The 12,491-nt window shown below is 48.0% G+C and carries 10 protein-coding genes; all 10 read right to left on the reverse strand.

The window, feature by feature from the left end; all coding sequences use genetic code 11:
- Positions 1–897 precede the first annotated feature (897 nt).
- On the reverse strand, positions 898–2,544 hold the full coding sequence (locus tag FJQ58_RS07645; protein WP_139991917.1) for a putative polysaccharide biosynthesis protein: 1,647 nt from the start codon (positions 2,542–2,544) through the stop codon (positions 898–900).
- A gap of 20 nt (positions 2,545–2,564) precedes the next feature.
- Entirely contained in the window at positions 2,565–3,290 is a 726-nt protein-coding gene (locus tag FJQ58_RS07650; protein WP_139991919.1) for a ThuA domain-containing protein, read from the reverse strand.
- Between the two features lie 24 nt (positions 3,291–3,314).
- Positions 3,315–3,797 carry a DUF456 domain-containing protein gene (locus tag FJQ58_RS07655; RefSeq protein ID WP_139991921.1) on the reverse strand — a complete coding sequence of 161 codons (483 nt, stop codon included), beginning with the start codon at positions 3,795–3,797 and terminating at the stop codon, positions 3,315–3,317.
- A 7-nt stretch (positions 3,798–3,804) separates the two neighbouring features.
- Positions 3,805–4,557 carry a Cof-type HAD-IIB family hydrolase gene (locus FJQ58_RS07660; protein WP_139991924.1) on the reverse strand — a complete coding sequence of 251 codons (753 nt, stop codon included), beginning with the start codon at positions 4,555–4,557 and terminating at the stop codon, positions 3,805–3,807.
- A gap of 260 nt (positions 4,558–4,817) precedes the next feature.
- Entirely contained in the window at positions 4,818–6,284 is a 1,467-nt protein-coding gene (locus FJQ58_RS07665; protein ID WP_139991926.1) for an ABC transporter substrate-binding protein, read from the reverse strand.
- 168 nt (positions 6,285–6,452) lie between these two features.
- Positions 6,453–7,322, reverse strand: a complete 870-nt coding sequence (locus FJQ58_RS07670; protein WP_139991929.1) for a metal ABC transporter permease — start codon at positions 7,320–7,322, stop codon at positions 6,453–6,455.
- On the reverse strand, positions 7,319–8,260 hold the full coding sequence (locus FJQ58_RS07675) for a metal ABC transporter permease (protein WP_139991931.1): 942 nt from the start codon (positions 8,258–8,260) through the stop codon (positions 7,319–7,321). Before FJQ58_RS07675 ends, FJQ58_RS07670 begins: the two co-directional genes overlap by 4 nt.
- 2 nt (positions 8,261–8,262) lie before the next feature.
- On the reverse strand, positions 8,263–9,069 hold the full coding sequence (locus tag FJQ58_RS07680) for a metal ABC transporter ATP-binding protein (protein ID WP_139991934.1): 807 nt from the start codon (positions 9,067–9,069) through the stop codon (positions 8,263–8,265).
- A 33-nt stretch (positions 9,070–9,102) separates the two neighbouring features.
- Positions 9,103–10,062, reverse strand: a complete 960-nt coding sequence (locus FJQ58_RS07685; protein ID WP_139991936.1) for a metal ABC transporter solute-binding protein, Zn/Mn family — start codon at positions 10,060–10,062, stop codon at positions 9,103–9,105.
- Positions 10,063–10,351: 289 nt separating this feature from the next.
- The gene (locus FJQ58_RS07690; RefSeq protein WP_139991939.1) at positions 10,352–12,451 is read right to left on the reverse strand and encodes a peptidoglycan D,D-transpeptidase FtsI family protein; all 2,100 of its coding nucleotides are present in this window, start codon (positions 12,449–12,451) and stop codon (positions 10,352–10,354) included.
- Positions 12,452–12,491: the final 40 nt, after the last annotated feature.

Below are 12,491 nucleotides of genomic sequence, written 5' to 3' on the forward strand. Positions count from 1 at the left end.
ATGGCTGCCTACCATGAATGGCGAAACAACCGTTGATATCCATTCCGATAAGCTAGATGAGATTTTACACACAAATTTGGACTTGACCCCAATCTGGCTGCTTTACTCAAAATAGGTCTAAAAACTAGCTCTATTCCAGCCTCAACCCACCAATTTACCGCTAAAACGCCATTCCAAAGATATTTAGATCTATAAAATAGACCTATTTCTCCCAATCTAGCTGCTAACTCAAAATAGGTCTATAAATTAGATTTATTCCAGCCTCAACCCACCAATTTACCGCTCAAATTCCATTCCAGAGACATTTAGATCTAAAAAACAGACCTATTTTTACCAATCTGACTACTTTGCTCGAAATAGGTCTAAAAATTAGTTCTATTCCAGCCTCAACCCACCAATTTACCGCTAAAACGCCATTCCAGAGTCATTTAGATCTAAAAAACAGACCTATTTTTCCCAATCTGGCTGCATTACTCAAAATAGGTCTAAAAATTAGTTCTATTCCAGCCTCAACCCACCAATTTACCGCTAAAACGCCATTCCAGAGTCATTTTAATCTAAAAAACATTCCAATTTATCCCAACCGATATAAGTTGAACTAAATTTACTCATACCGGCCGCTGCTTGAGTAGCTCTAAGAATCCGACTACAAAGGCGAATACTTCGTTCCTTCAGAACGATCTTCTCGCTTCGCTTAAACTTCATTTCTTGTGTTCAGCACCTAGCTTCTCGCAAGCAACAAAGGGGGTATCCCTCAAGGCCAATGGCCTTGAGGGATACCCCCTCTTTACGCAAAGTACACGGATAGAAACACGCTTTAATCCAAATGAAGAAGCTAACCTCAACCAGGCAAGGCATGAAGCCGTTCAGCATTCATATCTCACGCAGCAGCACAGCCTATCCTACTGTTTTCTTGTAGAACGGCTTGAGTAGCAGCGTCATGCCTTTGCGCAGCGGCCCGGGGAATGAACGGACATCCTCAGGCGTTATGACGCGCAGGGCTGCAAGCAGCAGCAAGTATAACCCGCCTACGATGGCTGACGTCACGGCTGCTGCCAGAAGATAGGACAGCTTGTCTGGCCAAGCTTTTGTCCATTCCAGGACCCCATATTCAGCGGCCCAGCCGGCAAGAGCAGGTACGGCAATCGCTGCGAGATAAGCGAACCATTTGCTGCCAAGAATATTAAGGCTGACTTCCTTGTTGATCTGTCTAACATTCAGCAGCGTTATGACAACGAAACAAATGGTAGAAGCAATAATAAGTCCATAAACGCCGAATACCGGCGCAAGCGCCAGACTGAACACAATCTTTAGCCCGAGACCGATAAAGGTGTGGTACATGGGCAGCTTGGATTTATTCAAACCATATAAGATCGAATTGGAAATCATCATCGTAATTTGAAAAATCGCGCCCGCGGTCAGCATAGCAACGGTACCGCTTCCTTCAGGGCTTGTAAACAGCAGCCCCGTAACGGAAAAAGAAGCTACGGTCAAAAGCAAGGCCACCGGCACGCCGGTAAAGCAAACGATTCGCATGACCAGCGAGGACTGGCGCTGCACTTCCTTCATATCATTCAATGAAAACGCAGACGAAATGACGGGAATGATCGAAGCGCCTAGCGCAATCGCCAAAATAGGCGGGATGCCGGCAATCCCCATCGCTTTCGTCGTGTAGTTAGCTAATACTTCCGTTGCAGCTGTCGCATTGTAGAAGGAATTCGTTAACCGCATAAACAGCGTCATATCAAAAAAGTACAAAAATTGCACGGTCATCGCCGTTACAACCGCAGGAATCGAAGTTGCGAATATTTCCCGGTAAATAGTGCGGTAAGGCAAAGCAACACCTGATTTCACAGGAGACTGCGGAGCGGCTACTGCTGCTCTAGCCTTCTCTGTAACGTCCTGCTTCTTCAGCTTGCGCCAAAACCACATCATGACCCCAAACGCCCCGATGCTGCCAAGGACCGAGCCAAAAGCAATCGCCGCGGCACCATACTCATCGCCCCAGCCCCAACCGAGCACGATAAGTGCCAAGCCAATACCGCCGATTAGACGCAAAATTTGTTCCATAATTTGCGAAATACCGCCTGCGGACATAATTTGCCTTCCCTGAAAATAACCGCGCATCATGGCAATGATCGGAAACAGCAGCAGTGCGGGAGCGATAGCTCGCAAGGACAGTACCGAATCCGGCACCTTGGATATTTTTTCGTACGCAGGCGCAAAGACGAACATGGCTGTAGCTAGAAGCACTCCCGTCACCGCTCCAAACATCAGAGCAGCTTGGTAGATCCGTTTCGCTTCATCGGGCCTGCCTAGCGCATAGCGCTGCGAAATCATCTTGCTAATCGAGAGCGGAATTCCCCCGGTAGCAATCGTTAAGAGCAATAGATAAATGGTGTTTGCAGAGTTAAACGCCGCCTGTCCGGCGGACCCCAGCATGTAATCAAGCGGTATGCGCTGAAATAGCCCTAGAAAACGCACGATCAGCGCAGCGGCCGCCAGTATGAGTGTGCCTTTAATTAATGAGTCTTTTTTTAGCATAGTCGTTTATACAAGTCTCCCTATCCTTTATTGCCAATGGGCTCCAGCGGCTGATGATTGCCGCGGACCGGCACAGCGGCATGTGATGGGGCAGCCCAGCGAACGCCATTTTGAATGACCTGAAGCACCTGAGGGTTATAGTAGGTTGGATATGTCTCGTGTCCCGGGCGGAAGTAGAAAATTTTGCCTTGCCCCCGGCTGAATGTACAGCCGCTGCGGAACACCTCTCCGCCTTCAAACCAGCTGACGAATACAATGTCATCCGGCGTCGGAATATCGAAATGCTCGCCATACATTTCCTCATGCTCTAGCGTAATGTACTCCGGCAAGCCTGCTGCAATCGGATGCGACGGATTGACGACCCACAGCCTCTCTTTCTCGCCTGCTTCCCGCCATTTCAAATCGCAGCTGGTGCCCATCAGTTTCTTGAATATTTTAGAGAAGTGGCCGGAATGAAGCACGATTAGCCCCATGCCTTCCCATACGCGCTGCTGAACGCGCTCTACGATCGCGTCATCGACTCGGTCATGCCCCATATGCCCCCACCAGATTAGAACGTCCGTATTGGCCAAACGCTCCACGGTTAGTCCATGCTCTGGCTCCTCCAGCGTTGCCGTTGCCACTTCGATCTCGCCGCTGGCAATACCATTTGCGAGTGCCTGATGAATGCCATCCGGGTATACGTTCTTCACTTCTTCATGAATTTTCTCATGCAAAAACTCGTTCCATACCGTTACTTTAATCATCGCAGCATCCACCTTTATCATCAATTAGAGTACAAGCCACAGTACAAACGCCACAATCATCGCCAGCTGCAATAGCACTTTGACAACTACACTTGTAAACAAGCCTACTACCGAACCAAGCCCTACCTTAAGTGAATCCTTCAGGTTTGTTCCGATAATAACCTCCCCAATAACCGCACCTGCGAAGGGACCGATGATCAGTCCAAACGCGGGAATAACGAAAGGACCAAGGATGAGACCGATCGTACTGCCTATAATGGAAGCTTTAGAGCCGCCAAACCGCTTGACGCCCCAGGCACTGACGGCATAATCGGCAATAAACAGCACGATGACAATAACGGTCTGGATGAGCCAGAACCAGAAACCAAATTCTTTGAAGGAAAAAAACCATCCGTAAATAAAAAACGCGCCATAAATCGCAAGCGCACCGGGGAGAATGGGATAGATGGCTCCGGCCATTCCCACCACGAATAATAAGATAACAAGACTCCAGCCTAAAATATCCATACGTTTCTCACCCTTTCAAAACGTATCGTTTAATTACCTCTGCAACGCCATGCTCATTGTTGGTAAAGGTAATAAAATCGGCGGCTTCCTTGACGGCCTCCTGAGCATTGCCCATCGCCACACCAAGCCCAGCCTCGCGAATAGCTGCAATGTCGTTCAGGCTGTCGCCTACGGCAATCACCTGCGACATTTCGATATCGAGAAGGCCGCACAGCTCTTGCAGCGCGCTAGCCTTGGATACGCCTAACGGGTTAAGCTCCAAATTCCAAGGAGAGGAATTCGTAATCTCGAGCGCCCCCCAGCTTTGCACCTCGGCGAGCAGCTTGGCTCTAATGCTGTCATCCTCGGTGTAATATCCGAATTTCAACCAGTGATGGGAGTCATAATCATCCGCTGGATTAATCCATTTTTCTTTATTGAAAATATCATTGGCGGTATACGCCCAAAACCATGGCTCTCCATGTGCGAGTGCCAGCTCATGCAGCCTTCTGACATAAACGGAGCTTAAATGCGTCCGTTTGTGCAGCACATGCGGGCGATGCCATATTTCGCTGCCGTTTACGGTAATCATAGGCGTTTCCAGCTTAAGCTGCTCCGCGTAGGGCAGTGCGCTGCGAAAGCCGCGTCCTGTCGAAAAGCTGACAATAACCCCTGCATCAAGCGCTTTTTGAATCCATTCCGCATTTTTCGCGCTAATTTCGCTTTGCTCATTCAGAAGCGTCCCGTCCATGTCGAGCGCAACCAGTTTGTAGTCTCCCAATATTGTGCCTCCTCGTAAAAGCCGATTCACTGTTGTTATCTCACTAGTAAATTATTTTAGCACATTTGCGTCAGATTCCAAATGAAATTGAAGTTTAAAGAACTGGACCGCACAAAGTGAACCGGCTATCGCCTTCCTTTGGCGGCGCGGTTCACTCCGATAAATATTGAGAATGAATGTCACAAAGATATACTTTCCGACTACTAAAAAAAGAACAGCCTCCGCCAAATGGCGAAAGCATGCTCTTCATTTCTCTTCCGTTATTGCTCCTCAACCGTAACGGATGATGAAGCCCCGCCCTCTACCGCAGGCACATTTGTAGCTGCAGCTGTATCTTCCTTCACTGGATCTTCTTTCATAATCATTTCCTGCCCTTGCACTTGAAGGAGATCAAGCGCAGCATCAAGCGACTGCTTGTCATCCTTCACCTTCTGAAGCTCCGTCTGCGCAGCTGTCATAAATTCATTCCAAAAATTTTGTGGCAGCTTGTCATAATCCTTGTAAGCATTAAAGGTGCTCGGCTTTAAATTATAATAAGCGGCATAATTGCGTCCTTCTGTATCTGTAATATATTTGGTTCTAACCGGCAAGCCATTATAATTGTTGGACTTGGACTTCACCCTCGCATATTCATCACTGCTCAAATAGCTAAGCAACTGCCATGCGGCTTCCGTATTCGTTGCCGTGGCGCTGATCGCTAGCAAATTGTGAAAGGATGTCATGCTTGACTGGTCGGGATTTTGCTGACCAACGGGCACGGTGACGAGATCCCAGTTTTTCACAATCTGATCCTTAACCTTTTCATTGCTGCTGGCTTGCTTGATTTGGTTTACAAAACTGCTGTCCCCAATCGCCATCGCAAGTCGCCCTGAGACAAAGGGATCTCTCAGCAAATAGTCTTCATAGCTGCTGGCAGAAGGTCCATCGGTTGACTGCTCGTACATGATGCTGTCATAAAAAAGAGCCTTTGACGAAAGTGCATCGAGCGCTGTTTGGAATACATTTTTCCAAGAATCCGAATTGATCGTTACCTGCTTCTGTGCGGGATTCACATAGCTGATCCCTTCCGATGCCGCAAAGATGCTCGCCATTTGAAACAAATCATCGTTATAGCTCATTTTCAAACCGTATACGCGCTCTTTAGGTTCGCCTTCCGTTGGAAAACGGCGAGCCAGCTGAAGCGTCTCGCTCCAGCTCATGCGATCGGTTGGATACTCGATTTGGTATTTATCGAATAAATCCTTATTATAGTACAACACTTGGCTATAGAAGCTCGGAGTCATCGCGTACAGCCTGCCGCCGCCCTGCTCGCGCAAGTAGTCCAGCATGCCCGGGATTAACCCTTCGGTATCGTATTTCTCCTTCTCGATCAACGTATCGAGATCATACAGCTTGCCATCCAATGCCCATTCTTTGTACTGATCGCCGCTCAGCATCAGAATATCAGGCTGCTTCTCTTCGATAAACTTATCGAAAGCCGCTTCATAATCTTCCTGCTCGCCAGAATAAATGCTTTGTGTGTTTAGAACTTCAATCTCAATATTGGGATACAAAGCCGAAAAAATCATTCCATAATCTTGAAAAAACGAACCTTCATCATAATACATCACCTTAAGCGTGGATGGCTCGTTTTTATCAAGCCCCTTATCGCCGCCTCCAAAGCTGCAGCCTGTTGCCACTAAGGCAGTCAGAGCGATTGGCGTAACCATTTTGAACCATGCTTTCATCTTTTCTCCCTCTCCCCTATCAATATATCCTAATATGTACCAAATATAGTACGTAGGTTACTGAAATAAAGTTGCAGTTTTATCTCATTTTTTGTATATACACAGCAAAAAAAGCATTCATAATTTGAATGCTTTTTTGTGCTGTAATGAATTCTTTTACATATTCGATTAAGCTAGCTTTCTGATCCGCAGCTTTTTGATGATAATGCCCTGTGACGGCGAGAACAAAAAAGCAAGGATGAACAGAAAGCCTGCCGCGCACACCATGCAGCCTGCAATGGACGCATCCAGCAGCACTGCTGCCCCGTACCCGAGGAACGTGCTTGCTACGCCTACCGCCACGCTTAAGGCAATCATCAGACCAAGACGGTCTGTCAGCAAATAAGCGGTCGAAGCCGGAATAATGAGCAGCCCTACGACCAAGATCGCTCCAACGCTCTCGAAAGAGCTGACCGTAGCCATAGACACAAGACCCATCAACAAATAATGAAAAAGGGCAACCGGTATGCCAATCGCGGCCGCAAGCGCAGGATCAAACGCGCAAAGCTTAAACTGTTTGTAGAATAGTCCAATTACCGTCGAAATAATCAGTAGGGTTGTGCCTAGCAGCCATACGGCTTTCGGCCCCATGTTTACGCCGCCCAGCTCCCATATATTCCAGTGCACATAGGCGATTTCACCGTACAGGATCGCATCCTGATCCAAATGCACCTGGCGTGCATACAAGCTAACCAAGACGACCCCTATCGCGAACAAAGCAGTAAACACTACGCCTATGGAAGCATCGGACTGAATCCCGCTTTGCTGAAACATTTGAATCAGGAACGTCGTCAGCAAGCCGCAAAGCAATGCCGCAAACATCATCAGCAGCGAGTCCCGAGAGCCGCTGAGCAGGAATGCAATTACGATACCCGGCATAACCGAGTGGCTGATGGCATCGCCAATCATAGCCATTTTGCGAAGCACAAGAAATACCCCAAGCACACCGCAGCAGCTCGCTACAAGCGCACCCGTTAGCAATATCCAAAAATCACTCATAAGGCTGCCTCCTTCTTTACGCTGCCCTCAAGCTGAAGCTCATTTTCCCGATGGTAACGCTGCTTGACGCTTTTGCGCAGCAGCCGTTTGGCTACCAATCCGCGCTGCGGCCCAAACAGGATAGATACTACGAATAGCAAAGTAGCAGCAAGCACCGTTACGGGGCCCGTCGGCAAATTAGATACCGAAGCGCTTATCCATGTGCCAATGGCTCCGCTGACTGCTCCAAACAAGCCCGATAGCACGACCATCAGTCCCAGTCGGTCGGTCCAATACCTAGCTGATACCGCCGGTGTAATGAGAAGTGCCGCAACAAGCACAACGCCTACCGCCTGTATGCCTGCTACTACGGCAACGACAATGAGCAGCATCAGCAATTGCTCCAGGAAAGCGACCGGATAACCAATACCTCTAGCGAAACCAGGATCAAACGAAATAATTTTGAACTGCTTAAACAGCAGCGTGCAAACGGTAATAAGCGAAATACATACGACAGTCATCGTGATGACATCCGAAGCAATCATCGAAGCTGCCTGCCCGAACAAGAACTTATCCAGTCCTGCTTGATTGCCATAGCTCCCATGCTGAATTAAGGTCAGAAGCACGATACCGAGTCCGAAGAAGGCAGATAGCACAATTCCCATTGCGGCATCCTGCTTCAGCTTGGAGTTGCGAGTAATATATCCGATGCCAAAGGTAGCGATGATTCCCGCTATACCGGCACCTATTAGGAAAAGCCCAATCGATTTTATGCCGGTAAGCATAAATGCGATACATATTCCGGGTAAAGCGGCATGCGCAAGTGTATCTCCCATAAGGCTTTGTTTCCTCAAATAAGAGAAGCAGCCGATAACGCCGCTGCTAAGTCCTAGCAGCGTACAGCCTAAGAAAATCCACTGCATATTCGGATCAGCCAGCATTGACCATATGCGTTCCATTCTTACTCACCCTTTCCGTCAAACCGGGACGGCGGCTGCAGACTGCGGTCCAGAAAAGCAAGCCTACCGCCATAAGTATGCTGAAGCAGCTCCTGCGTAAAGGTTTGCTCGGTCGGACCGAAACCTTGAACCTCGACGTTAAGCAGCAATACCGAATCAAAATAATCCTGAACCGTCGCGAGATCATGGTGAACGACAATAACGGTTTTCCCTTGCAGCTTCAGCTCCTGCAGCAGCGTAATAATCGCTTTCTCCGTTGCGGCATCCACGCCTGCAAAGGGTTCATCCATAAAATATAGCTTGGCGTCCTGAGCAAGCGCCCGGGCTAAAAATACACGCTGCTGCTGCCCGCCGGAGAGCTGGCTGATCTGCCTTCCTGCATAATCGGCCATACCGACCTTAGCCAGGCACTCCAGCGCAAGCGCCTTATCTTTGGCCCCTGGTCTACGGAACCACCCTAAATGTCCATAACGTCCCATGAGGACAACATCAAGCGCATTCGTCGGAAAATCCCAATCCACCGATTCCCGCTGCGGCACATAACCGATCATCTTCCGCTGCTGCCTATAAGGCTTTCCATACACTAGCACCTCGCCGCCAATGCTTGGGATAAGACCTAAAGCAGCCTTCATCAAGGTTGATTTGCCTGCCCCGTTTGGACCGATGACGCCAATCAGCTCTCCTTCGTTTACTTCAAAGGTCACATTCCGAAGCACGGGCTTCTTCTGATAGGCCACGCTCAGACCCGTTATGCTAAGCGGAGCAACGGTTGTTGTCCTTGATTTTACTGGTGTAGGTGTTTGAATCATCGTTATCACTCACTTTCGTTCCCTTTGTATTTGCTATTTCAAAGCGGCTACAATCGTATCCACATTGTGCCGTACCATTCCGATATAAGTGCCTTCCGCCGTTCCTGCATTGCCCATGGCATCGGAGAACAGCTCGCCGCCAATTTTAACCTCATGCCCTAGTTGGCGTGCGCCTTCAATGACCGATTCAATCGACTTTTTCGGAACGCTGGATTCAATAAACACGGCTTTGATTTTCTTCTCCACGAGATAGTCGCGCAGCTTGCTGACGTCCTTCGAACCGTACTCAGACATCGTATTCATGCCTTGCAAACCCGTGACAGTCAGACCATATGCCTCGCCGAAATACCCAAAAGCATCATGTGCAGTGACCAGTATGCGGCTTGCTTCTGGAATTGTTGCAATTTGTTCCTTCGCGTAAGTATCCAGCTCTTCGAGCTGCTTAATATAGGAATCTGCCTTTTCTTTGTAATAATCAGCATGGGCGGCATCCTTCTCGACCAACGTATCGCGGATGACCTCTGTAGCTGAAATCCAAAGCTTCACATTAAACCAAATATGCGGATCATGCATGCCTGCTCCTTGCCCTGGCGCTGCATGCAGCTGCTCTTCCGTTAAATACTCGGACACCGCAACCGTCGGCTTTCGCTTCTCCAGCGCTTCAAACATTTCCGCCATCTTGCCTTCCAAATGCAAGCCGTTATAAAAAATAATGTCGGCGTTATCCAGCTTCTTCACATCGCCTTGCGAAGCTTTGTACAAATGGGGATCGATTCCCGCCCCCATCAAGCCGCTCACCTCGACATATTCACCGCCAACGTTTTGCACAACATCGGTGATCATTCCTGTCGTTGCCGTAATATTCAGTTTGCCGCTCCCGCCGGTTGTCGCTTTATCCCCGCAGGCAGAAGTTACGATTGCCGTAACTGTCAAAAATACAATGGTCATAATAAATCTCCGTAAAGCCGAATTTGTCTTGTACCCCTTGCGCATGAATAAAAACCTCCCAGATCCTTGTCATTTTTTATATGCATAAACATTTGCCCTTATGAATCTTAGTTTGCCTAATGCCTTTTTTTTAATAATACACAAAAATGTTTCTCTAGTGCAACATTTATTTTAAAATGGGCCCTTCGTTCTTTTTCGTATGTATCCGGGAGGGCTTGAGAAGCTGGATGAATATACAAATGCCTTCCAAAAGAAAAGAACCTTCAACGCCGCTTTTAAGCGGCATGAAAGGTTCTTTTTGTGCTAATATGAAGGCCTAATTCTGCCTAATGGATTATTCGTTGTTGCCAAGAGCGGTATCAATAGCGTCTGTTCCATTTCCAGAAGCTGTATCATTATCCGCAGCACCGTCAGTATCGGTCGTCGCGGTTTTTTTCTTCGGTTCGCCATTCAAGCCGACTTCTTCGTCATACGCATCGAAGATTTGCCGCGCGATTGGCGATGCTCCGTAGCTTCCGAAGCCGCCATCCGGCACAACTACGGCGACTGCAAGCTTAGGGTTTTCGGCAGGGGCATAAGCGATAAATACCGCGTTCTCTGCCCGCCGCTTGGCTACATCCTGCTCGGAAGTACCCGTCTTCCGCCTGTAGGTGTAGTCAACGCCTTCAAAGCCCTGCGAGCTTACCTTAGACATACCAAGCTCGATTTCTTTCCAGTATTCTTCTTTAAATACCACTTCGTTCAAAATTTCAGGCGTAAATCCTTGCAGAAGGTTTCCATCCGCGTCTTTAATTTCATTAACGAACTGCGGCTTCATCCGTTTGCCGTGATTGGCAAGCATCGCTGTATACTGGGCAAGCTGCAGCGTTGTATAACGGCCTTGCTGACCGAACGAAGCTTGGATTAAGGCAGATTGCGCACTGCCTCGCTCAGCCTCACCAAAGTACTCAATTATCCCTTTGGTTTCACCAAACAACCCGCTCTCGGTAAGCACGCCAAGCCCAAATTGCTTCATGTAGTCATCCCAAATTTCAACGCTGCTTCTTCCTTCAACCGTGCCGCGCTTATAAAGTCTATCGCCAATCATAGCAGCCATAAATGGATTAGACGAATATTGAATAGCGCCCGCAGCATCGATATTTCCATATACATGCCGCTGTGAATTTCGAACAAAGGTCTCATAGCCTTTTTTACCGTAAGTGAAGACACCGGTATCATTAAAGTAAGTGCTGGTGGTAAATAATTTCTCATTAAGTCCGATCAAGACAGACAGCGGCTTCATGGTCGAGCCGGGAGGAACGATCGAGGAAGGATGTTTTTTGCGTTCCTCCTCCGAATCATATTTACCGTAAACACTGCGAATCGTTCCATTTTCGAGTACGTTCGAGAAATTCTCATAATCCTCAGCGCTGATTCGCCCGCCCGCCCAGATGTTCGGGTCATAATCCGGCATGCTTGCCATCGCAACGACTTTCCCGGTATCGACTTCCATAGCGACCGCAAAGCCGGTTTTGGCATAATCTGCCCGCTCGTATTTATTTGAAGAAGTCGTTATTTTCTTCAATTGGTCCATAATGGCTTGTTCTGTTTTGAGCTGAACGTTTTTGTTAATCGTCAAATAAATGTCTGAGCCCTTTTGCGGATTCGTAATTTGCATAGGACCGATAATCCGCTCTGCGTTGTTGACCGGATAGGTCTTCAACCCATTCGTACCGCGCAGGACATCCTGATACATGTATTCAAGGCCGTCCATGCCCACGTCCTCTTCCTCCAAATATTGAAGAGTCGCGTCTTTCTCCGTCGTTTTTTCCTTATAGAAATCAACGGTTTCACGGACGCCCTTATATTTTTTGAGGTAGCCTACCAACTGCACGGCGATGGAGTTCGAATCATAATTCCGAACGCTCTCCTCCATAATTTCAATCCCTTTATAAGCGGCTTGGTTCTCCATCAAATAAGCGATTTCTTTGTTTGTTAATCCGGATTTAATGCGTCGCGGCGTCGAGATGTTGTTCCTTCTGAAATCAAGGTCCATCTGGCGAATAATATCATCAACCGTCATCGCTTTTGCCGGATCGCCGTATTCCGTGAACACCTTAAACAGCTCTGCCGCCATTTCCCTTGCATTATCTTTGGCTGCCTCCAGCTTAAGCTCAGGCTGAACCGTAAAATAAAGGGATTGCGTCGATGTCGAATAAGCGATTGCATAACCTGTAGAATCATAAATATTGCCGCGAATAGGCGGAATTTTGACGCTGCGAGTGCTCTTGTCGAGCCCCTCTGCGCTGAGCATAGGCCCCTCCACAAACTGCAAAATCGCGAGCCGAACGATCAAAATACTAAATAATGCAAACGTAATAAAGAAAAATAAGTTCAATCGGAACGAAAAATGGCGCCGATTTATAATTTCTCGCTTCTGCGGATCATCTTGCATACTTAATCACCTCATATCTTATAAATAAATGAACCAAGCC

The organism is Paenibacillus paridis (assembly GCF_006345825.1).
GTDB classification, from domain to species: domain Bacteria; phylum Bacillota; class Bacilli; order Paenibacillales; family Paenibacillaceae; genus Pristimantibacillus; species Pristimantibacillus paridis.